17 protein-coding genes and 1 pseudogene are annotated in these 24,711 nt (G+C 36.6%); 3 read left to right on the top strand and 15 right to left on the bottom strand.

Features of this window, described 5'->3' with window-relative positions; all coding sequences use genetic code 11:
* Nucleotides 1-264: 264 nt before the first annotated feature.
* Nucleotides 265-1,617, bottom strand: coding sequence for an allantoinase (locus MKX49_RS03465; protein ID WP_048689595.1), 1,353 nt, complete (start codon nucleotides 1,615-1,617; stop codon nucleotides 265-267).
* A 938-nt stretch (nucleotides 1,618-2,555) separates the two neighbouring features.
* Between MKX49_RS03465 and MKX49_RS03460 the strand changes: the two genes are divergently transcribed.
* The gene (locus tag MKX49_RS03460; protein WP_340875000.1) at nucleotides 2,556-4,208 is read left to right on the top strand and encodes a PucR family transcriptional regulator; all 1,653 of its coding nucleotides are present in this window, start codon (nucleotides 2,556-2,558) and stop codon (nucleotides 4,206-4,208) included.
* A gap of 333 nt (nucleotides 4,209-4,541) precedes the next feature.
* On the opposite strand, the gene MKX49_RS03455 is transcribed toward MKX49_RS03460, so the two are convergent.
* From MKX49_RS03455 to MKX49_RS03395, 13 genes are all read right to left on the bottom strand, one after another.
* Nucleotides 4,542-5,792 carry an allantoate amidohydrolase gene (locus MKX49_RS03455; protein WP_340874998.1) on the bottom strand — a complete coding sequence of 417 codons (1,251 nt, stop codon included), beginning with the start codon at nucleotides 5,790-5,792 and terminating at the stop codon, nucleotides 4,542-4,544.
* 201 nt (nucleotides 5,793-5,993) lie between these two features.
* Nucleotides 5,994-6,932 carry a sugar phosphate isomerase/epimerase family protein gene (locus MKX49_RS03450; protein ID WP_340874996.1) on the bottom strand — a complete coding sequence of 313 codons (939 nt, stop codon included), beginning with the start codon at nucleotides 6,930-6,932 and terminating at the stop codon, nucleotides 5,994-5,996.
* Nucleotides 6,933-7,057: 125 nt separating this feature from the next.
* A complete protein-coding gene (locus tag MKX49_RS03445) occupies nucleotides 7,058-8,815 on the bottom strand; it encodes a thiamine pyrophosphate-binding protein (RefSeq protein WP_340874994.1) in 1,758 nt (585 codons plus the stop codon).
* The gene (locus tag MKX49_RS03440) at nucleotides 8,816-10,270 is read right to left on the bottom strand and encodes a four-carbon acid sugar kinase family protein (RefSeq protein WP_340874991.1); all 1,455 of its coding nucleotides are present in this window, start codon (nucleotides 10,268-10,270) and stop codon (nucleotides 8,816-8,818) included.
* A gap of 33 nt (nucleotides 10,271-10,303) precedes the next feature.
* The gene (locus MKX49_RS03435; protein ID WP_214769829.1) at nucleotides 10,304-11,251 is read right to left on the bottom strand and encodes a transketolase family protein; all 948 of its coding nucleotides are present in this window, start codon (nucleotides 11,249-11,251) and stop codon (nucleotides 10,304-10,306) included.
* A 1-nt stretch (nucleotide 11,252) separates the two neighbouring features.
* Nucleotides 11,253-12,077, bottom strand: a complete 825-nt coding sequence (locus tag MKX49_RS03430) for a transketolase (protein WP_034314956.1) — start codon at nucleotides 12,075-12,077, stop codon at nucleotides 11,253-11,255.
* An 835-nt stretch (nucleotides 12,078-12,912) separates the two neighbouring features.
* Nucleotides 12,913-13,668: an IclR family transcriptional regulator gene (locus tag MKX49_RS03425; protein WP_053533978.1), complete on the bottom strand. Its 756-nt coding sequence runs from the start codon at nucleotides 13,666-13,668 to the stop codon at nucleotides 12,913-12,915.
* Nucleotides 13,669-13,834: 166 nt separating this feature from the next.
* A complete protein-coding gene (gene allB / locus MKX49_RS03420; protein ID WP_340874984.1) occupies nucleotides 13,835-15,217 on the bottom strand; it encodes an allantoinase AllB in 1,383 nt (460 codons plus the stop codon).
* 156 nt (nucleotides 15,218-15,373) lie between these two features.
* A complete protein-coding gene (locus MKX49_RS03415; protein WP_340874982.1) occupies nucleotides 15,374-16,747 on the bottom strand; it encodes an NCS1 family transporter in 1,374 nt (457 codons plus the stop codon).
* 345 nt (nucleotides 16,748-17,092) lie between these two features.
* Nucleotides 17,093-17,758, bottom strand: a complete 666-nt coding sequence (locus MKX49_RS03410) for a GntR family transcriptional regulator (RefSeq protein ID WP_226990553.1) — start codon at nucleotides 17,756-17,758, stop codon at nucleotides 17,093-17,095.
* 583 nt (nucleotides 17,759-18,341) lie between these two features.
* Nucleotides 18,342-18,872, bottom strand: coding sequence for a thiol peroxidase (gene tpx, locus MKX49_RS03405; protein WP_063596766.1), 531 nt, complete (start codon nucleotides 18,870-18,872; stop codon nucleotides 18,342-18,344).
* A gap of 148 nt (nucleotides 18,873-19,020) precedes the next feature.
* The gene (locus MKX49_RS03400; protein WP_340874978.1) at nucleotides 19,021-19,938 is read right to left on the bottom strand and encodes a class II fructose-bisphosphate aldolase; all 918 of its coding nucleotides are present in this window, start codon (nucleotides 19,936-19,938) and stop codon (nucleotides 19,021-19,023) included.
* 300 nt (nucleotides 19,939-20,238) lie between these two features.
* Complete coding sequence (locus MKX49_RS03395; RefSeq protein ID WP_340874975.1) at nucleotides 20,239-21,543, bottom strand: MFS transporter; 1,305 nt, start codon at nucleotides 21,541-21,543, stop codon at nucleotides 20,239-20,241.
* A gap of 714 nt (nucleotides 21,544-22,257) precedes the next feature.
* On the opposite strand from MKX49_RS03395, the pseudogene MKX49_RS28355 reads away from it, so the two are divergent.
* Nucleotides 22,258-22,450 (top strand): annotated as a pseudogene (locus tag MKX49_RS28355) (IS5/IS1182 family transposase); the annotation flags it as partial.
* A gap of 161 nt (nucleotides 22,451-22,611) precedes the next feature.
* Here MKX49_RS28355 and MKX49_RS03390 read toward each other — a convergent pair.
* On the bottom strand, nucleotides 22,612-22,752 hold the full coding sequence (locus tag MKX49_RS03390; RefSeq protein ID WP_153246179.1) for a hypothetical protein: 141 nt from the start codon (nucleotides 22,750-22,752) through the stop codon (nucleotides 22,612-22,614).
* A gap of 591 nt (nucleotides 22,753-23,343) precedes the next feature.
* On the opposite strand from MKX49_RS03390, the gene MKX49_RS03385 reads away from it, so the two are divergent.
* Nucleotides 23,344-24,567, top strand: a complete 1,224-nt coding sequence (locus MKX49_RS03385; protein WP_445670110.1) for a chromate transporter — start codon at nucleotides 23,344-23,346, stop codon at nucleotides 24,565-24,567.
* The last annotated feature ends 144 nt before the right edge of the window (nucleotides 24,568-24,711 follow it).

Below are 24,711 nucleotides of genomic sequence, written 5' to 3'. Positions count from 1 at the left end.
ATCAACTTATAATTGAAGCTTCTTTTCATATATTATTAGCTTGTGTTAGAAACAATTAAGTCCCTTATATAAATATTAACCGCTTTCATTTAATTAGTCTTTATGCCTTATCGATAAAAACGTTTTATATTTTTGTTCATTATAGATAAACATATTACCTTCATATTTTTTCTCTTTCAGGTAAGGTCCTGGTTCCTTACATGCTTCTTTTGCTTTTAAGATTGTGCAATAAGATTTTCTCCAGTCCTTTATAGCTTAACAATCCTAGATTTTAATTTTTTCCACAGTGGTAATGCTGCCATTTTCAAAAACAATAGCCCCATTGACGATCGTTGTTGTTACTTGCCCTTTGAATGTCCTGCCAACATAAGGCGACTGTTGATGGCGGTAGAACAAATCTTCCTTTTTCAGCTCGAAGCTTTTGTTCAGATTAACTATCGCCAGATCAGCGTCGCTATCAACAGCTATTATCCCTTTATGGGGATAAAGGCCAAATAACTTAGCTGGATTCGTTGATGTTAATTCAACAATTTTCCCCAGAGGAAGATTACGGTTGAAATGCCCCTCTGTCAACATAATATTGAGCGTAGATTGGGCACCGGAAATCCCACCCCAGGCACTGAAAAAGTCATCATTTATTACTTCTTTCATAGAGGCAGGTGCTGGTGAATGGTCGGATGCTATTACGTCAATTTCACCGTTTGCTACAGCTTCCCATAATTGTTCTACTTCTTCATCATCACGCAGTGGAGGGCAGCATTTTGCCAAACCGCCTTTTTCCTCTAAGTCTTTTAATGTCAAAGATAAATAATGAGGGCATGTTTCTACCGTAATATCCAGGCCTCTTTGCTTTGCCTGATTGATGACTTCCACTACTTTGCGGCTGCTCGCATGAACAATATGCAGCTTACACCCTGTAGCTTCTGCATATGAAATTATTCTTCTTACCGCTTCAATTTCGGAAATTATCGGTCTTGATTCGACGAAGTCTTTTGCAGTCGTCTTATTTTGTCTTTGTTTTTCTTGTGCAAGCTGATCACAAATGACTGTACTTTCAGCATGAACGGCTAAAAGTGAACCTACTGAGGCAATTTCTCTCATCCCTTTAAAAATCGTAATATCATCGACATGATTGAAATCGACAATTCCGCTCGGTGACATAAAAGCTTTAAATCCAATTACTCCATTTTCATCAAGTTCCTTAATATTCTCAATATTTTCTGGTATAAGTCCACCCCAAAAGCGGCAATTGACTACCGACTTTTCTTCGGAGCAAGCTCTCTTTAATGCCAAATATTCTTTATTGATTGTTGGCGGTGTACTGTTCAATGGCATATCAAAATAGGTTGTCACCCCACCTGCCGCTAAACTTCTGCTGCCAGTTTGAACACCTTCCCACTCAGTTCTGCCTGGCTCATTGAAATGAACATGAGAATCAATTAATCCTGGGAGGATGTGCTGCCCCTCAGCATTAATTTCTCTTGTTGCTATAGCATCAATATTTTTTCCGATAGTCACTTCTTTAATTTTCCCTTCCTTAATTGCAATATCTCCTTGAACAATCGAATCAAACATTACAAGATTTCCATTTCTAATGAGTAAATCATATGTAGCCATAGGTTCATTCCTTTCTATGGGAAATCAAATTTTATAAAAACTACAAGGCCAATCCTCTTTTACAGTTGCATAATGAAGAAACGAACATCTTGCTTTGGGCTGTTGGAACGTAAATATTCGGAATGAAATACAACTATTACATTCTGAACATCGTTTTGAGATATAGTAGATTCCACTTTCTATCAAGCAATTTTGGAAAGAATCGCATCCACCTTTATGAAGACAGGAAGCGAGATGCGCAGCCTTGGCTATTATCTTGTTTTGTACGGCATTTCCTCGCCAAGGTAAAAACGATTTTTAAATATTCAGACTCTTTTACTGACCATTTCACTTTTCCATCAATTAAGCCCCTTTAACCACATCCTCTCGTTTCTGTTGCGCTTTTTAAACAAGGCTCTTTTCGTAAAGATTGTTGTTTTTAAAACGAAACTATTTAAGGTTGATTGGAGCGGAAGTGCGAGACTCCTGCGGGAGCAGCGGGACAGGTGAGACCCCACAGGCGTTTACGCCGAGGAGGCTCACCGCCCGCCCCGCGGAAAGCGAGCACCTGGAGGGGAAATCAACCACACTGCACTACTTCGTAAATAGCAACAAAGTATGCGAAAACAGCCTTAAACAAAAACAATATAGATGAACGAATGCGAGCATCGTACCTGAGAAAAATGATAGAGAACTGGCGGATTGTATACGCTTCAAAATATAAATATAGTTTCTAAATATAATAAGAACTTGGGATTTATGGAATGTAAAAAAAAATCTTGAAAACAGTTTCATTAACCTTCAATCCTCTATACAATTGATTATAAGCGGATTCATTCACAAAATCATTATGCTATGTAAACAATTTCCATTTAAATTTTTGTCCAAATTTAACAAGATTCGTTTGCTTCCCTTTCTAGTAATAAAAACTGACAAAATGTAGAATTAGAAGGTGTATGATGAAAAAGGTAGAAGATTTATTTATCGTTGATGTGTTTCAAGAAGCCAAAATTATTGCTGGACATGCCGGACTTAAAAGGAAAGTAGAATCAATTGAGATTTCAGAAACACCAGATGCCATCAATTTTTTAGCTAAGAACTCCCTATTATTGACAACAGGATACGCTTTTAAAAACGACCCTCATGCATTATGCAATCTCATTTCCCAAATTAATGAACTTCCATGTGCAGGGATTGCCATTAAACTTAAAAGATTCATTGATAAGATCCCGCAGGATGTAATCGAATTGGCTGACTCATTAGAATTTCCAATTATTCAAATTCCAGAGACATTAACTTTAGGTGCGGTTGCTCATCAATTATTAAGCTTTATATGGGATAACCAAATTGAAGAGTTATTCTATGCGATGCATATTCACAAGGAATTTACCAATATGATGATAAAAGGCTACAGTCTGAATTCTTTAATTGAAAATCTTGGCTCCCTATTAAAATGTCCTGTTCTCCTACTTGATCCTATTGGTGATGTGACATCCTTTTCTCATCATTTTCGTACAGGAAATATGAAAATCGTTATGAAAAATGTTCAAGAACACATTAAACGTGATATAGAAACATACCTAGAGAAAAACCAGCTCACAATCGACATCCAAAATACGGACATTTCTATAAAGATGTTTCGGGTGAAAACAATGCGTCCCTATCCCTATTTTCTATTAATTCTTCACCATGAGAAGCTTTCATACCCATCATCACAATTAGCTATAGAACAAGCATCAACAGTCATTTCATTCACGCTGCTTAAAAACGAGGCTATTAGAGAAAACAGTCGTTTGTTAGAAAATAACTTTTTTGCTTCCCTTGTTGATGGAAAGATTTCTAACAAACAAGAAATTATTCATAGGGGAAAACAGCATGGCTTAATCGACAATATGAAATACGTATGCATTGTATGTAAGATTGATGATGATAAACAAAACGCTTTACAAAAAAGTGCAGACATAATGAATAGATTATACGACTATTTATATAAATTTTTACATAAATCATTTTTAAAAATAGATACTAACAACATCGTTTTTATGAAAGATGGATATTTTGTTATTTTGATGCAAGCTCCTCTGAATATTAATGATTCGATTAAAAGCATAATAGAAGAAAGGCTGAAGGAATTCCAGAATGAGGCTTATTCAAATCTAAAAATTTCGTTGTCGTTTGGAGTTGGTAACTTTTCTAATGACCTTACCTATATCCACCTTACATATGAAGAGGCAGTGGAAGCATGGACAAATGGGGCTGAACTGTTTCAAAATAAATTTATCAACTTTTACGAAACCAAGCAATTAATCGAACTGATTCGGTTAATTCCCGAAAAAGATTTAAAAAAATTTTATGAAAATACTTTACGTTCTCTATCCTACCCGAAAAATAAAGATGAAAAAGACTTAGTTAATACCTTATTGGTATATTTGGATAATAATTGTGAACTTGCTATTACATCCAGGAAACTGTTTGTTCACCGTAATACCGTTAAATACCGAATTGCCAAATGTGAGGACATGTTGAATTATTCCGTTCATGATGCCAAAAACTCACTTCATTTACGTATAGCTTTACTCATGAGTTCAATTTTCAGGGGTAATAGTGATTAATAAGTTATTGTAATCACTACTAAAGCAGATATTGACTGAAGGTAACTGCCCACGCAGACAGAGATCAATATAAAGAGTAAATCTCGACTTTATTTTCTGGAGTGTCTTGGATTATGGAGGAATCCAGGAATTTCAGTGGCTTTTTTATGAACATACAGAACTCCTTTTATTACATTGGATCATTGTCGATACTCATGACTGTTTCATCGAATGAAGGATCTTTGTCCTAAAATTGAAATGTATTCATTTTGAAAAAACTCGTGATCCGATACAGTCGGATCACGAGTTTTTTGTAAGTTCTCTTTTAGTTGATAGCCAAAACTTATTAGTTCCTCAATATTGGTTTGTGGCTATCTTAATCACTGTAGAGTAAAGGACTCTAGCTCCTGCACCCATATCTTCTACTGTCACGAATTCATCAGGGTGATGACTAAGACCATCTTTACAACGAACGAAAATCATTGCAACATTCGTTACATCCGCCATAGCCATTGCATCGTGACCAGCACCGCTTACAAGACTGATAGCACTGCCATCCAGTTCGCTAATGGACTCCTCGATTACTTTAATCAATTGTTCATCACAGTATACAGGATCGGCTTCCATGACCTGTTCAAAATGAATTTGGAGTCCTCTAGCTTTTGCTACTCTTTCACTTTCAGTTAATATGGCATCAATGGCTTTTTTCTTACGATCCACATTTAAATCACGGATATCCAGCGTTCCTGTTACAAGGCCAGGTATTACATTACTAGCACCCGGACTTACAGTAAGTTTTCCGATGGTCGCCACTAATGGTTCATTTTGGATAGCGATGTTCTCAATGTAGGAAATGAGATCACTAGCTCCTAAAAGCGCATCTTGTCTAAGGGCAACAGGAACTGTTCCTGCATGTCCAGGTTTCCCGATAATTTCAAAATAAAATCTTGTAGCACCAGCAATCCCACGAACTATGCCGACAGGTTCATTCGCCTTCTCAAGCACAGGCCCCTGTTCGATATGGAGTTCCAAATAAGCGAGAAGTTCTTCTGGAGTACGACTAGCGTTTTTATAAGCATATGGGTCAGCAATACCAATTCCTTTTAACGCTTCAGCAATTGTTATTCCTTGTTCATCTGCTCTTTCTAAATCTTCAGCAGTAAAAGTTCCTGCAATCGCTTTACTACCAAGGAACGTTGAGTGAAACCTTACTCCTTCTTCATCACAAAAACCTACCACTTCGATTGGATTGTATAATATAATGCCATTATCCTTAAGAGTTTGAACAACTTCGATTCCAGTTATAACTCCTAAAATACCATCATATTTACCTGCTTCAATCACGCTATCTAAATGTGAACCAATCATTAAAACTGGAGCTGTAGGATCTTTCCCTTCATAACGTCCGATTATATTATTAAGAGCATCTTTTCTTACCGTCATCCCAGCTGCTTTCATCCACTCTTCAACTAGACTTTCTGCTTTTAAACTTTCCACTGTGAAAGGTAGTCTAGTGACACCAACAGATGTGGATGAACAAGCTGCAAGTTCTTCGGTTCTAGTGTTGATTCTTATAGCATCAACATCCTTCTGAAGTTTAACCAATCGATCACTTCCCTGCCAATTTAATCTCTAAGAAAAATTTTTGTTATTTAAATCCAGTTACTTAATGCAAAGTCATATTAACACCTTATTTAGTCGTTGCTCAATAGGAATTCTGCATGATAAGCTAATTAAAAGTTAGATTAAACGGTGACAAGCAAAAGCACTTGTCACCGTTTAATACATATCGTACATATATATAGGCTAACTAACTAAACGCCCTTTTTTCGAATGTAATAATGACCATGCATCAACGAGTGTACGTTTTGACTGTGCAATTACAATATCAGATGATTCTGTACCGACAGGTTTTACTTCAAAAGCGACTATATTCTTTATACCTTCACCGATGTAACCAATTTCTAATAGAGATCGTAAATACTCCGCTAATTCAGGAACATCAACTTCACTTCCTGGATATCCGAAACGCGGATGCTGATCGCCGTAAGCAGGATCAGAAGTATCTTTAATATAGCAATTTCCGATATGGGCATGGTTAATATAATCACGAGCTACCGTTAATGCATCATGAGACGTTTCACGTTGCATTGGTAAATGACTTAAATCAAGCATTAAACCGAAAGTGGGATCTACCTTACGAACTTCTTTTGCAACTTCAACAGCAAGTTTATTCGAACCGATTAAACATTTCTTATCAGTCTCATCATCAAATGTTTCAAGTGAGAGTACTAAATCACCTTTAGATTTTGCATAATCGCATAATTCTTTGATAGAATTCGTTAGTAATTGTAAGGCAACATCTTGTTGAGTATCTGGTTTAGCCCCACTTAAGAAACCAAGTTTAGCAGCATTTACTTCGTAAGCCTGGTCAATTCCGCCTTTTACTAAATCGATAGCCCTCCTACGCTCAGCTTCATCAAAAGAATTAAGGTTTCCTTTGTTTCTTAATAGAATCGGTTGTGCACCAAATCCTATATTCATTCCACCAGATTGTAAAATTTGAGCAGCCTCTTTACGTTCTTCAGGATTATTAATAGATGTAATTTCAATTCCAGAGAAAAAATCATCTTGTACAATTTTCTTAATTGTTTCAACAGCTGGGCCATCTCCACCCATTGTTTCCGGATAAGCCATAAAGTGAACAATTCCGACTTTCATAGAATTATGAAGATTTGCTGACATTGTTTCGCCGATTTTTCGGCTTCCCTCCTTTAATAAACCCATTATTTAAGTACAGTCAATATGTTTTTTGAAGCAATAGGTTATATCCCATTGCTTCAAAAAAATCACTTCCATCAAGATGGTTATTATTTAGAATAATCAATTTTTTCAGAGTATTCGAAGCCGTTAAGTGCACCGTTATTAGAGAATTCACATGCGTTCTTAGGATCTGGATCAACTATAACTTCGATTAAATATGGTTTACCTGAGACTACTGCACGTTGCAGAGCTGGTTTGATATCATCATAATGTGTAACAAGCTCACCACGAACACCCATACCTTCAGCCGTTTTAACAAAGTCGATTCCTCGCTCTTCATTATCACATAATTCATTTTTGTAAATTAAGTCCGTAGAAATTTGACGTTCATTATAGAACCAGTTTTGTTGTTGACGAATTAATCCCATTAATGAGTTATTCATACAGAAAATAATGACCGGAATATCATGCTTTGCAGCTGTAGCAATATCTTGTAATGACATCCCTAAGCTTCCGTCACCAAGGATGTTTACACTTTGTCTTTCAGGAAATGCAAGTTTCGCTGCCATTGCTGCACCAAGGCCCCAACCCATTGTCCCCGCACCACCAGTTAATAAGTATGTTCTTGGTACATACGTTTCAAATAATTGAGAGGACCAGATTTGGCTGATACCGCAGTCATGTGATACGAAGGCATCACGATCTAAGAATTCACGAAGCTCTCGCAATGCACGCTCTTGTCTGATTGGAAGTGTTGTGTAATCCGTTTTACGTGCCCATTTCTTACGCTCTTCAGTTAAGTTAACTCTAGTACCTACTTCGGCAGTTGCAGCTACATGAGCACCAAGTGCTTTATGGGCTTCTGCAAGTTTAACCATGAATGTTTTTACATCAGAAACGATACCTAAAATCGTTGGTACAACTTTACCAATTTCCTTATTATCAAGATTTACATGGATGATTTTCTTACCGTTTTGTGTGAATACCGACACATTACCAGTTGAACGATCAGCGAAACGTCCGGCAAGGTTAATTACTAAGTCAGCTTCAACAATTGTTTTGTTACCGAATGGAGTATCAAGCATCGTTCCCATACGTCCAGCGAATAAAGGGTGATCGTTAGGGAAAGTATCCATCCCCATGCCAGAAGTTACTACAGGGATTTGCAGTTCTTCAGCTAACGCTTTCAATTCATTGGTAGCGTTTGCAATGTTGACCCCTCCACCAGAAAGTAAGACCGGTCTTTTAGCATCTTTTAATAATTCCAATGTTTTCTCTATATCAGCGTCAGAAGCCTGTGGTAAGTTATCGACTGGAGTAGAACCGATAAGCACATCTAAGTCGACTTCTATTTCAACTTTTTGTTGATCAACTGGTAAATCAAGAAGAACTGGACCTTTTCTGCCAGTAGTAGCTGTTACCCATGCTTCATGGATAAATTCAGCAGCTTTCGAACCGTCAGTTAAACGGTACGCAGCTTTCGTTACAGGCTTTGCCATTTCAACGATAGGCGCTTCTTGGAATTGCATGGTTCCAATTAAACTATTTTTTTGTTGACCGGTAATGGCTATCATTGGAATGGAATCCATCCATGCACCGTAAAGGCCAGTTAAGAAGTTAGTTCCGCCAGGACCTGAAGTGGCAGCACATACGCCCACTTCACCAGTTGCTCTTGAATAACCATCAGCCATGAAAGCCCCCGTTTGCTCGTGACGAACTATATATGATTCAATTTTAGTTAATTCTTTAATTGCATCATAGAATGGTAAAATTGCAGCTCCCGGTACACCGTAAACATGTTTCACCCCTCTTTTTTCTAAATACAAGGCAATTAACTCAGCAGCTGTCATTTTTTGTTTAGCCATTTATATCTCTCCCTTTTGATCCTTTTTTATATTTTCAAAGATTTGAGCAATTGAATCTTTATCCCCAACGTTGCCTGGAAATACGATATAAGGTGTATCTTTGAACTTAGCTTCACTTCCGGTTAACCATACTGGAACACCGGCGATCGCTTGCCCTAAAATTTTTGCATATTTAATATCTAAGCCGTCAGTTGCCACATCACTCGAAGTTATACCGCCTTTTGCCATGATGAATTTCGGCTTTACTTTTAGTGAGCGAATAACTTTAACTAAACAACTTGAAACAGTTTGACTAATCTTCAAGTTTTCTTCCTTATCTTTCGCACTAATTAAATCTCTACTCGTATATACAAGCGTATCGCGATTAGAAGAAATATTTTGATCTACTAATTGACATACTCGTGTTAGCTCTTCAATTCTTGTTTCTTTATTTAGAACTTTCACAACATTCATTTCGATTTGTTCAATCGGGTATTTATTCATTAGTTCCTTAATTTGTTCCGTAGTTTTATTCGTGTGAGAACCTACTATAATAAAGCCACCATTATTTTGGCTTTCATCATTTGAAACAATCTCATTAGCTGATAAATATGGACGATCCTGAATTCCCGCAATCGATTTTACAATGGATGCTGCAGTTCTAAACAAGAATTGCTTGCCAGAATCAATTGCTTTAAGGACAGCTAATGATACGATGTCCAAATCATAATAAGATTTAGCATTTACTATAATAGGAGTATTATTGTTAGCAGATATTAAAATCTCATAAACTCTATCAATGCCGCCTTTATGAATATCTTCCAGTGAAATGATCAATGCTGACTCTGAAGCTACGCTTCCATTTGTCTTTTCTTCAATCCATTTCGGCAAATTAGCGGTTTTGAAACCGAAAACGGAATCATTCGCAAATTCTGTTTCATTTACTGGGACAAGCTGGCCTTCCATACCTAAATAATGAATATTATCTATGGTGTAACGATGTGCTTCAAAAAAAGCCGGAATGATTAAATGACCAGAAATTTGTACATCAGCAGTTTTTAATAATTCATCTTGGAGCACATTAATTTCAAGTGGATAATGCCCTCTTAATGTTGAGTCACTTCTACTGATAATTGAATAATTGATTCCCATTTCCTTAGTAACGTCAACAATGTTTTGGACAATCTCCCTATTGATCTTTTCCGTCTTTTCTGCATTATAACTTCTTGTGTTTGTTAAAATATAAAGTACACTTCTCTCATCAGATAATCCTTTTTTAATCCAGTCTTTTCCCCAGTCCGTGATGACAAAAATATCATGTACCGTTTGGACACCGGTTGGATCATCATCTAAAACGATAAACTTATGTTTTGTTTGATTTAAATGTGCTTTGATTTCAGCACGAAGGCTGTCATCCGATTTAGAGAAGAGGTCTAAAGTATCCTTTAAACTTAGATATTGGGTTGCGTTTGACAAAAACCCTCCCCCTTTCATTATCTAAAAATGTGATTAGCTAGTTACTCTATGCCCTAATAATTCATTTGCAGTAGAAATAATACGGTGTGCTCTTAATTCAAATAAATCAAGTAATTCATCCATTTTTCCAGAAACCCCAAAACGGTCATTTGTACCGATTCTTCTTAATATAGCTGGTTGGCTTTCCGACAATACTTCAGCAACAGCACTACCTAATCCACCTATAATTGAATGCTCTTCAACTGTGATGACATGTTTTGTTTTCGCAGCAGATGCAATAATGGCTTCTTTATCAATAGGTTTAATTGTATGGATGTGTAAAAGTTCGGCGCTTACACCTTGCTTTTCCAATTCACCTGCCGCTTTTAGTGATTCATCAAGCATTATCCCAGTACTGATGATTGTAATATCAGATCCTTCACGGTATTTAATTGCTTTACCTATTTTGAATGGTTCTTCTTTTTTGGTAACGATCGGTACTGGTAATTTGCCAACACGGAGGTAAATTGGTCCTTCATGGTAATAAGCAGCTTCTACTGCTTTTTCCATTTCAACCGCATCAGCTGGAACAATTACAGTCATACGTGGAAGTGATCGCATTAAAGAAATATCTTCAAGCGGTAAATGTGTTGCACCTTCTTGAGCAGCTGATGTACCAGCGTTATGACCGACAATTTTCACATTGTTATTTGAATAACATACTGAAATTCTCATTTGATCAAATGCGCGCCCAGTAAGGAAGTTTGCATAAGCATTGGCAAATGGTACTTTACCCGCCACTGCCATACCGGCTGCGGTACCTACTAAATCACATTCAGAAATACCGATGTTGAAAAAGCGTTCTGGAAATCTATTTTTATATAGATTTGTCATATTCGATTTTGCGCAGTCCGCGTCAAGTACCACTAAATTGTCATGTTTTTCTCCAAGTCTAATTAGTGCATCAGCAAAACCTTTACGTGGTGCTTCTTGATTTGCCATCTTAAGCCAACTCCTTTAAAGCGATTTCTAATTGCTCATCATTCGGAGCCATTCCATGCCAATCATGTGTATCTTCCATAAATGAAACTCCCTTGCCTTTAACCGTATGAGCTAGAATTGCAGTAGGTCTGCCTTTAGTGCGTTTAGCTTCTTTATACGCTTCATTAACTGCATGAATATCATGACCATCAATTTCAACAACGTGCCAACCGAAAGCTCTAAATTTATCACCAAGATTTTTTACACCTTTTACATTTTCAACAAAATCATCAAGTTGAATTTTGTTCCAGTCGATAATCGCACAAACGTTATCAAGATTGTAATGTGCAGTTGTCATTGCCGCTTCCCATACTTGACCTTCTTGTAATTCTCCATCACCTATCATGCAATATGATCTTCTATTGCTGCCATCCAGTTTTGCAATTAATCCAACACCATTAGCTACCGATAATCCTTGACCAAGTGATCCTGAAGATATGTCTACACCTGGAATATGCTCTCCACATGGATGTCCATGTAACCTACCGTCAACATCCCTGAAGGTCATTAACTCTTCAACCGGGAAGAAACCTTTTTCAGCTAATACTGAATAAAATACAGGTGTACAATGCCCCTTAGATAAGAAGAAACAATCTCGGTCTTGCCAATCTGGGTTGTCAGGATCAACATTCATATGTTCAAAAAATAGGACGGACATTAATTCAGTTGCCGATAAAGAACCACCGGGATGACCACTTCCTGCATGGTTTGTCATTTTAACTATGTGCCGACGAATTGTTTTCGTTAGATTATTATAAAATTCGCCTTTCTCTTTAGAAAAATCCACTATTTACTCCTCCTTTTAGTCGCATAATAAGCAACGCAGTTTCATTAAATGATTAAAAAAATAAAAATAAGTAATTTGTTGCTTATTAACTAACCTTGTTTCTTATTTTGATATTATCACCGTTTTTTGAATATTTCAAGTATTTTACCATTAAATTTTTTATAAAAATTTTCGCAGGACAAAACACCAAAGTTCCTACTCGAAGATAAACTTGATTCAATAAATTTCCACAAAAAAAGAATTGGCATTATACCAATTCTTTCAGTTTGTAGACAAAAGGGATTCGGAATTAAAAAATTTCTAACCCCTTTTAAATTTTCCTTTGAAATTTTGACCAAAGGTTAAGAGAAATACTTGGGCGTCCTACCTCTGAATACATATCTTTCACCAAGTCTAAATGAAAGTGAAGTCAATGGAAGCCTCCATTTTACGAACCAAATGGTTCGCCGGCACCAGTTGATCTAAAGTAATCATTTCAAGTTGATCTCGTTGAATAGAAGGATGTTTCTAAAGCATCCTCATCACCTCAAGTTTTAATAGATCTATTCTAAAACAAAAGAGACTGTAGGCAAAAGGGTTCTATCCAAATTTTTATACCTAGTTGATTGGAACGGAAGGCGCGAGACTCCTGCGGGAATAGCGAGTCCAAGGGAGACCCCACAGGCGCAAGTGCGCCGAGGAGGCTCCCGGACCGCCCGCGGAAAGCGAGTGACTACGTTCCAATCAACGTCCAAATTTGTACAAGCAAAAAAAAATGTAGGCAAACTCGATTTTCATCGAGTTTGTCTACATTCCGAAGGAATTGGTCTTAATACCAATTCTTTTTTCACATTATTTAATTATCTGTGTAACCAAGCCTTTTGGAAATCTTTTTACCAATATCCATTATAATTGGTTTAATTTCAGTTAATCTTTCTTCAGTCATTCGTATGCTTGGTCCTGATATACTAACAGCAGCGGTAATTTTCTTCCGATTATCAAAAATTGGCGCTGCAATACAGGTGATTCCTTGTTCATTTTCCTCAATTTCCCTACCAATACCTTCGTTCCTTATTTTTCCCAATTCTTTAAAAAAGGATTCTTTATCGGTAATCGTTTGTTCAGTATGTTTTGGTAAACCATGCTTGTCAATTATATCTACGATCTCATTTAATGGCAGATGGGCCAAGATTACCTTCCCAACTGCCGTACAATGCATTGGGGCACGTCTCCCTACTTGTGAATGTGTTCTAAGGGTTTCACTTCCCTCAAGTTTTTCAATATAGATTACCTCTCCTTGATCATATACGGTCAAGTGGATCACTTCATTAATATGTGATTCTAACTCTTCCAGAAATGGTTTAGCTTGAGTTCTCAAGTCAATAGATTCAAGCAGCATCGAACTTAATTCTAAATATTTATAGCCTAATCTATATTTTTTAGTTTCAGGATTTTGTTCGATGAATCCATGATCTACAAGAGTACTTAATAATCTGAATATAGAGCTTTTATTTAAATCTAGGTTGGAGGCCAGCTCAGTAACCCCAATCCCTTCTTTACGCTTGCTCACTAATGAAATTATTGTTAACGCCCTATCTACTGACTTAACCATTTATATTAACCTCCGATTAAATCCTATATTACTGATCTGTTTCTTTATCTTACCACAATAGCAATACACAGACATAATACCAGTCAAAAAATAAACCAAAAAAGAAGGTATGACGCCATTAAGGACAACTTAAGTGCCCTTTTGGGTCAACCTTCTTTACATAACTTTATGCTTGTACGAAACTACTTTTTGCCGATATGAACTTCCCAATTGGATGACTTACAATCCCTTTTTCAAAATCAAATACTAGTTGTCCTCTTACGAACGTTTTCGTCACTCGACAGTTAATCTTTCTTCCAACATAAGGGCTTTGTTGATGACGGTAATACAAATCTTCTGGCTGAATGGTGTATGATTTATTTGGATCAAGAAGAATGATATCAGCGTCATAGGAAACTTTAATGCTTCCTTTATTTCTTAAGTTAAATATTTCTGCAGGTTTTGTCGCAATCATCTTTGAAAAATCACTTACAGAAACCCCACGTTTCTTAACAGCCTCGTCAAACATTAAATCAACATTATTTTGGCAGCCACTAATCCCTCCCCACACTTCAAACATATTATTGGTGTTGCTCTGCTTCATTTCTGGAGGACATGGGGAATGGTCTGAGGCCAGGATATCAATTTTCCCTTCCTTAAGAGCTTCCCATAATTTATCTTGTTCTGTTTTAGTACGAAGCGGTGGGGCGCATTTCGCAACAGGTCCTATCCTTTCAAAGGTTTCCATATCCAACGTGAAATAGTGAGGACACGATTCTATCGTAACCTCTTGGCCTAGTTTACGTGCTTTAAGGATTTCTTCAACAGCCTCTTCACTGCTAATATGAACAAAATGTAATTTGCATCCAGTCTCTTTACCCAATAACAAAGCACGTTTTACAGCATCAACCTCAGTAAAAATGGGGCGGGACTCTACATAATCTCTTGCTGTAGTCTTCGCTTGTTTTTTCTTTTCAATTGCCAGTTTATCAGTAAGCTCTGCATTCTCAGCATGTATAGATAAAATATGCCCCAATTCCGATAGTTTTTTCATACCTTGATATAGAGTAAAATCATCAACATTTTTAAAATCTCCAATTTCCTCACTGCCACATGTTGCCATAAAACATTTGAAGGCCACAACACCTTCGTTAGAAAGGTCCTCTAAATCTTGGAGATTATCAGGAACTAATCCACCATACAAAGCATAATCAACATACGCCTTATTTTCAGCAGATCTTAATTTTAAATGCAGTGAACTCTTTGTAGTCGTTGCCGGCAAAGCGTTTAATGGCATATCTACAAATGATGTTGTCCCTCCTGCAGCTAGTGCTTGAGTTCCTGTTTCAAACCCTTCCCACTCCGTTCTGCCTGGCTCGCAAATATGGACATGGGCATCTATCATCCCAGGCATGACATATTGATGAGCAGCATCTATGATTTCAGCAGATTCTCCGGCTATTTCTTTTGAAATTTCTGCAATTTTACCATGAAGTATACCGATATCTAGTTGTTCCACTGTATTTTCAATTACTACATTTCCGTTCTTTATAACTAAATCAAACTTCATTCTCCCAACCCCTTTTTGCAATTTTCAGTATATTGACATTGTTCAATTGCCTTGTTTATTTCATCCTCAGATTGCATCAATCCATTATAAATAGACAGAGAGAATAACCCCCGGAAACATAGAAATACAGGTTTACTTTTCAAAAATAGTACCCTTTTAGAATTTTGAATCTTTAAATGCAAATTTCATCAAAAGCAAATATGCACTGCCTCCCACAACAACGCCGATAATCCATGCCAGCTCCACTTTCAAACAGGCTGCACCGGCGCCGATAAGCAATGCAAGCACCGCTGCTGGATTATACCCGGCAAATGGACCGTCTTCCTTATACAAATCTGCAACATTCACCTTTTGCTTCCTTAATATATAATATTCGACTAATAATATAGAAACAATCGGTCCTAAAAATGCGGAATATATAAGAATGAAGATTCCAAGACCCTTTGCCGAAGAATCCTGCACAAGAACCCAAGGGAATGAACAAAATGCAAGCAGTCCAGTTATGGTAACTGCAGGTTTATATTTCATTTTTGTAAGCAATGTAATAACATAGGTTGGCGGAATAATATTGGCAACCATGTTTACTGCCACCGCACCCAAAACAATGAATGCGGATACAAAGAGGGTAATATACGAGTTATCCACCACGACCGCAAACGCTTTCACAGGATTGTTGATGCCGGTTGCGGAAGCAAGCATTCCACCGATTGTAAGTGTCAAGCCGTACGCTGTTAAAATAGGAAGAAAGTACAAAAACCCGCGTTTTTTGTCGCTAATACCGGTTTTTAGCTCTCTTGAATAGTCCGCTGCACTTAAAAAGATAGCCGCATAATTCCCCATAAACATCATGATCAATGCAAAGAAAGGTAAGCCCCATGATCCTTCTGCATGAACCCATTTTTCTGCAATAACATCGCTATAGGAGGTAAGTAGAACGCCAAATACATAGAGAAGCGCAAGTACAATAACAATAGACGCAAGCGTTTCCACCCATTTAATGGCATGGAATCCATACAGCGAAAGCCCAATTTGCACCAACTGCAGCACGACAAAGCAAATGGCAACATTATCAAAGGCGCCGCCCGTCATAATCTTCGCAATTTCATTTAAGGCAGTACCGCCAATCCAACTTTGAAAACCGTACCAAACGATGGCGGGAATACCGCGCATCAGTGATGATATTACGGAACCTTTCAGGCCAAAGGACATTCTAAGCTGTACAACATATGGGATACCCGTTCTGTATCCGAGCCTATCATTTAAAGCAAAAACAGTTGAAATGATACCAATTGCCATGATAGCTGCGGCAAATGTCTGAAAGATGTTTAACGTAGCGATTCCCGCTACAATCATACTGGCTCCAAGCGTCATATTACCTAGATTAACACCGTCACCAACCCACATGAAAATATAGTCTACCGGACTTACCGTCCTACCTTCCTCGGTTTTCGGATTAAGTGATTCATCCACACCCGTATCATGTTGGATCTGCGTTTCTTGTGGAACGTAACTTTCTAAATTTGTAGACATGATACATCCAACCCCTTTTTTATTGTTTGCCGCATTTTAATGCATTGGTTAACAAGTTAGGTCTTAGATGTTTGCCAAGGCTATGATATGATACAAACTTCCTTCTAAGTGGTCTTTTCTGTTCATCATTCACAGGAATTAAAATGCGAATTTGTTTTGTTAAAAGTACTATTTCCCATCGATCACCCGATGTCTATTCGCGCATTAAGCAACAGTGTTTCATTGAAATTGCAAAAAAAAACCACATGACAACACTTTAAATTTGAAAATGCTTTCGAAGGACTGTATCACCTCCTTAAAAACCCTTCCGGTAAGCGCTTTCAATAACTGTATATCAAATTACAATTAAAGAAATATATCTGACAAGGAAGAAGAGATCTGTAATTCCTCATTAAAATGCAGATTCGACTCAATTTCACTAAGATGAATGAGAGATAAGCGTTCTGCAAGATCACCATCCCTTTGCTTAATGGCATTAAAAATTTGCAAATGATCGTGAGAACCACATGTTTCCATTTTACCTCTTCCATAGATTGCTATAATCACATAAGTTAGGGAAATTAAGTCTTCCAGATATTGATAAAAATACGAATTCCCTGCGATTTCAGCTATTTTCAAATGAAAATCCCCAGATATTTTTAAAGATTCATAAAAATCCAGACTACCATAAATATGTCGTTCTTCTTCTACCAGAGTCTCTAGTTCTTTTAATTGTTGCTCGTTATAGAGGCTGCATGCTCTTCGCACTGCTTCCCCTTCTAAGATTCTCCTCATTTCAAATACTTCTTTTGCTTCTTCAATTGTTGAACAGGAGACAAAGGTACCTTTATGCTCTTTAATTTTCACTAATTTTTCATATTCCAATCTGCGCAGAACATTTCGAACAGGGGTACGGCTTACGCCAAACGATTCAGCAAGATCCTTTTCTATGAGTTGCATATTTGGCCGAAGCTTTTGCTGGATAATAGCTTGCTTGATTTTTTTATAGATATCTATTTCTAAACTATTCAACACTTTATACCTCCCCTCAATGAAGAATTCAAAATTGAATGCAGTATTGTATACAATACTGGGTAAAAAAATTTGAACTGGATGATTGTACTAAATTTTATAAACCTGATCATTTAAATTAAGTTGTTTAAAATGCTTCAATCTGTCTGTTTTCAAAGAACATTGCCAAAACTCAAAAGATCTAGTCACTCTTCCTGTCCCTCAATAAGCAACACCGTTTCAATCAGTGAGTAAAATATAACATTTTATTCTATATTTAACTTTTTTATACTATCACCACTAATTTAGTTTTTCAACAAAAAAATTGTAAAATTCAGAATATTTCTATCTCCTTATTAACATAAAATAAATACTATTATAGCAGGATGCAATTTTTTAACTTAAACCTATTCCTTTAAGGTAATAACAACTTTTGCACCTCACCACCCCATTATTACATATAGGAGAAGAGGCTGACCTTGTGTATGTGTAAGGCAGCCTTTCTACTGAGAAAAAAAGATTTAAATGCAGTAACATTTTACTTCTTAGGATTAATGAAAAACAATATGCGTTCTTTAAATCATGAGTATATTGTTTACTTATATCACTTTTTAACTTTTATAAATGACTTAATTGCTTTTATAGCTGCTTCATAGTTCGGATGTTCCGTAATTTCCGGAACGTATTCAACATACTGTACGACATCATTTTCATCTACAACGAATACTGCACGGCATTCTAAACGATGTTCCTTTATATATGTGCCATAAGCTGTTCCAAATGACATCTTAAAATGATCTGAAAGGGTTTGGGCTTGTTCTATTCCTGCTGCTCCACACCATCTTTTTTGTGCAAATGGAAGATCTACACTAATTGTTAACACTTCTACATCATTTCCTAGATTGCTAGCTAATTGGTTAAATTGCCGTGTTTGTGCGTCACATACTCCTGTATCAAGAGAGGGAACACATGAGATAAGGCGGACTTTCCCTTTTGAATCTTCAAGTGTAACTTTTGAGAGATCGTTTGCTAACACTTCAAAATTTGGCGCTTTATCCCCAACACGAATTTCACTCCCAATCAACGTAACTGGATTGCCAGCAAATGTTACTATACTTGATCTTTCTATAGACATATTATTTTTCCTCCTATTACCTTAGCAATTCTTCTAAAAAAAGTTATCTTCAACGATAAGTAGTATAGTTATAAATTATGTGGTTAAAGGGTTTATCTATGTGTCTAAAATATGGGGTACTGTTCAAAGGTTAGTATCATATTACTTCTTAAACATAGTAAGAAGCACTATCACTACTTATTAAAAAGTTTTCAATTTTTTCTTGTACTACGTTCTGAACTGCGTTTTGGACTAAAGTCAATGTTTCAGTCGGTAGTTCCGACCACTCTTTTTCTGTAACATGATTTTCTCGATTAAGAGTTTTTATCATCATATGTTCTAAATCTGTTGCAATATTCACTTTACTGATTCCACCATTAGGAATTTGAATTGCATTCTTTATCATCTCTGAAGGAGTGCCTGAACCGCCATGTAACACTAAAGGTACAGATGTTAATGCACGAATTTCCATTAAACGTTCAATATCAATTTTTGGATCTTTAACGAGATAAACCCCATGTGAAGTTCCGACAGATACCGCTAATGCATCAATACAGGTCTCTTCAACAAACTGCTTTGCTTCTTCAGGCTCTGTAAATAGCTCTTCATCAACGTCGGTTTCAATAAAGTCGGTTGTCCCTATCTTTCCTAATTCAGCTTCTACAGTTACGCCTTTTGAATGTGCATACTCAACAACCTTTTTTGTTATCTCAATATTTTTCTTAAATGGTTGCTCTGATGCATCAATCATAACGGATGTAAAACCAACTTTGATGGCTTCTGCAATTACATTGAAATCCTTCGTATGATCTAAATGTAACACAGCAGGGATCGTAATATTCTCCTCTTGGATTACACGATAAAACTCTCGGCTAAATTCCACTAAATTAATTCCATATCGTTCCTGCTCCCTCTCAGAAGTTTGAACAATAACCGCAGATTTCTTTTCTTGGGCCGCTCTAAGTATAGGAGCTACCATCTTTGTAGCTCTAGGGGTAAACGAACCGACAGCAAATTGATTTTGCGTAGCTACTGCAAGTACCTTTGTTAATGAACTGACATTGTTTGGTTTTAAATTTAGTTTCATTCATTCAAACTCCCTTAAAGATGATTTAACTTATTTCGTTCATTCACGCCCTTTCTGTTACCTAATAAGCAACAGTGTTCCCTTTTAATCTTTAAATGCTTTTCTGAAAATCCCCCCCCCCCCCCTCTTTCTTACCCACTATCTGAAAAAAAGCGTCTGTATTTCAATGTACGAGGATTCGGCATCTGACAGCCTCTTATCAACAAGGATTTTCTAAATATAATGCTATTACCATGTAAAAAAACATTCTCAACAAAGATAAATGAATCCATTTACTTACTGATAAATTGGCAATTCAAATTAGGCTTCCACTATTGTTTCTGAATTTAATGAATCTTCTTTTTCGGTATCATTGCCAATCGTAAGGGCGATGATTGCTGCTACAATGATGGCTGCAATCATTAATATGAAAGATGAATTGTAAGAACCACCGCTGCTTTCAATCATATATCCCATTAAAAACGGGGCGATAAATCCTGCAATTGATCCGAAACAGTTAACAGTGGATGAGCCTGCAGCCATTATTTTCGCAGGCAGTGTGTCAACTACCAAACCCCAGAATGCTCCTTGAGCCAAGAACATGAAGAAGGCTGCAACACATTGATACGTAATGACCATTGCAGTGGAAGAAGCTTGAAGCATTAATAATAATGCCAACCCACCAATTACAGCATTAGGGATGAACACCCATTTTCTTTTTCCTTTTACTTTATCTGACAAGTACCCACCAAGAACAATGGAGACTGTACCTACTAGATACGGTAAGGCACTGAAAATGCCAGTATTCATTAAAGAAAGTCCTCTAACATTTATCAGATAAGATGGAAGCCAAGAAGTGAAGCCCCAGAAAGTAATATCAAAGAAGAACCAAATAAGCGCCATTTGCCATAAAATTGGTTTTCTTAAAAGTTCCTTAAAGGAAACTCCTGATTTCTTTTCTTCTTTTGATTTTTCAGTATTAATGTCTTCTTCTAATTCTGCTAGCTCTTCTTTCGTCATTTTAGGATGATCTTTCGGATTATCTTTGAATTTAAACCAGATATACAGACCGAGTATAATCCCCGGAATACCCATTACGATAAACACTGTACGCCATCCAAATGCCCCAATAATTGCTGCAGCAGCAATAACAGCAATAGCCGGTCCCAACGTATTAACTGTTGACTGAATTCCAGTAGCTGTTCCTCGTTGTTTACTGGGAAAGTAATTAGCTATTCCTTTATAAGCAGCACCTGGTAAACATGCCTCACCTAAACCGAAAACGAATCGAATAAGTAACATAAGTGGATAAGAAAAAATCAAACCAGTCAATGATGTGAAAATTGACCACCAAACAATCGCAATGCTCATCACACGACGAAAGCCAAATTTATCTGATAACATTCCGCCCGGAATTTGGAACAGTGCATACCCCGCAAAGAAAATACTTAACAGTAACCCTTGAGCTGTTGCCGTAAGATTAAGATCTTCGCCAATATATGGCAATGCAATAGTGATTACCATTCGGTCCAGGAAAGAAAACAGCCAACATAACCATAATACGAATAAGACAGTATAACGAACTTTCCATTTAGGCTTCTTTTTCAGCTGCAGTTGTTTGTTCATTAAACAAAAACCTCCTGAATGATTTCATTTCCATCATGTAAAGTTGTGCCTTTTCTAAACTAGTTACGGTGTTACAGTCTAAAACACGGGACATTACCAACTGATAACCTTTATACAAGCGCTTACATTTCTTCCATTCCACAAAATAAATCATTAGCATACATCGCCATAACTTTTATCGGTGATGTAAACTAATTTTATTACATATTATTTCCCGTCCAATGAAGCACTTCAAATCATCTTTCTCACCCCCCTTATTAATAGATAGGAAGAATATTAAAACTGAAGATGTTTAATCAACACTACTAGTTCCCTAATAAGCAACACTGTTCCTTTCTATAACCAAAAAATTTTGTATAAAAAGAATGATTAGTTATGTCGAACTGTATAACAATCATTGTACTGATTTTTTGTTTTAAGGTACTAGGGAAGAAGGCGTCGCCATAGACTTTATTTCCTAGATAGAATCTTTAGTCCCTTCATCATTGGTTTTCGTTGCTTATTAAGAAACTCAGTTTCACCAAAAAATCAATATCATCTTATTTATAATATTCTTACCTGAAATGAATTCTAACATGTGCATGAACCACTTTCAAGAAAATTCTGAATTTTTAACCCTTCCCCCTCAAGTTTATGGCACAGCCTTTCTCTTTTACTAGTAATGTAATAGTAATTGATATTTTATTGCTTTGATTTTATAAGATCAGAAGAACTTATAAAACACCAGCAATTACAAGCTGCTTATTAAGCATACCGGCTTACCCTATACACGTCCTCGAACAAAAGAAGGGTTCTTTCGCAAACATGACCATTAATACGATGAACATTTTGAAAGTTACCTTCGTCTTCGGGCGAGCTATTAAAATGCTCAACAACAAATAAAGAGGGTCATCGCGAGAATAAATCGCCAACAACATCTGTGCAACATGCCAAGTTATCCTATTAAAAATAAGCGCTAAAAACACATGACAAAACCCCACCTGTTCCCATAGCAACTGGTGGGGTTTCTAACTGGCTTCTACATCTACATCAACCGGGAGGTCCATCTTTGCAATCACGTCCTTTCGTTTAAACGGCTAATTTACTGTATTCATCCAACTGATCTTTAGTTAAATTTTTGATGAAATGGTCAATGTTTATCGACTCGATTTCATACCTTTCACAAATCTTTAAATAACTTTCATAAGCTTTATCATAAATGTTCATCATCTAGATTCCTCCTTCTGTTATATAACAATAAATTTAACTTATTAATAATATATAACAACCTTAATTTCCCGTCAATGCATTTTTCTGAAAATTCGGTAAGAATTTCATTCTCTTAGTATTTCCCATATTGATCTTAGCTAACCGTCTCACTTAAAAAAAGTAGTACGCTAAGTGTTAAATAACTCATCTTTTTAAATACTGCTTTTTTTCTCCAAAAGTAAAGAAGCTGCTGATCAGCTTCCGGTAATGAACTTCATTATGGATTTACCTAAACATTAAGGGCGATAAATGTTTCCATTTTTTGATAAATAATGTTAGGTTGAGCAAATATTAAGAGTGTGTAAATTAATTGTTTGAATTAGAAACTAAATATTTATAAATAGTATACTTCATTATAGATAATCGACTTTGGTCTTTGGATGTTCTAAGAACTAAAATGACATGGATAAACCGTCAATTCAGGTACTTTATACACAATGGAATCTGATGGACTTTTAATAAATGAGGAACGAAACGTCGATGGGAAAATAAGAAAATTATTAATTCGACCACTGAAAAAGGAAATATTTATGGAAGCCGGAAAGAAAGCTTATGAACTTAAATAATAGGAGGACTATTTTAGTGAATCAAAACAAAACAAACAGAAGTTTAAAGTCACTAATTGAAATACTATTAGTTTCAACAAGGCTTGGTTTAACATCATTTGGTGGGCCAATAGCACATTTAGGTTACTTTCATGATGAGTATGTTAAACGACGAAAATGGATGGATGAAAAAAGCTATGCCGATTTAGTTGCTTTGTGTCAATTCTTGCCTGGTCCAGCTAGCAGTCAGGTTGGAATTGGAGTCGGAGTTATGCGGGGAGGTTTCTTCGGTGGAATTTTAGCTTTCCTTGGTTTTACACTGCCTTCGGTGATAGCGTTAGTAATATTAGCATCATTTTTCAAAGGAATGGATGTTTCAAATGAAGGCTGGATCCACGGATTAAAAATAGTAGCTGTAGCAGTAGTTGCACACGCCATTTTGGGGATGTCAAAAAATTTAACTCCAGATATAAAGAGAAAGACAATTGCATTAATAGCCTTGGTTGGGACCTTGATTTGGCAGACTGCCTATGTGCAAGTTGGTATTATAATACTGGCCGCATTTATTGGTTTTCTAATTTATAAACGACACGACGAAAGTTATGAATCTAACGTTCATTTTCCGATTTCGCGTGGTGTCGGTTTTGTTAGTTTAGTTTTATTTTTCGGATTACTGTTTCTACTTCCAATATTACGAGAGGTTACTTCATCAAATTGGATTGCTCTGTTTGATAGCTTTTATCGGTCTGGTTCTTTAGTGTTTGGTGGTGGACATGTAGTCTTGCCATTGCTTGAACGTGAATTTGTCCCTACTGGCTGGCTAGACAAAGAGGCATTTCTTGCTGGATATGGTGCAACACAAGCTGTACCAGGACCATTATTTACGTTTGCAGCGTACATAGGTGCCGTGATAAATGGATGGCAAGGTGGCTTATTAGCAACAATTGCTATTTTCTTACCTGCATTTCTTCTTATTTTAGGGACATTGCCATTTTGGGACACATTACGCCGTAATCCTAAAGTAAAAGGGGCATTAATGGGAGTAAATGCAGCAGTTGTAGGCATCTTGATTGCGGCTTTTTATAATCCCATTTGGACCAGCTCCATCTCAGCTCCTATAGACTTTGCTTTTGCTGCCATCTTATTTAGTATGCTTGTGTACTGGAAATTGCCTGCTTGGTTTATAGTGATAATCGGTGCTACTGGAGGCTCACTTATGACGCTAATATGAATCTTTATTCATTTATCGTTTCACCTTTTCACCTTGTTCATTATATATTTCCTACGGAACTAACCTGCACCGTTAGTTCAAAGGCTCCCCTAGTACAACCCTATTATTGAAATAAAATCCCCATTAGTTGCATTAGAAAAAGCT

The organism is Peribacillus sp. FSL M8-0224, assembly GCF_038003055.1.
Classification (GTDB): Bacteria; Bacillota; Bacilli; order Bacillales; family DSM-1321; genus Peribacillus; species Peribacillus frigoritolerans.
The sequence above is the reverse complement of the archived record's forward strand: the minus strand, read 5'-3'. Positions and strand labels throughout refer to the sequence as shown.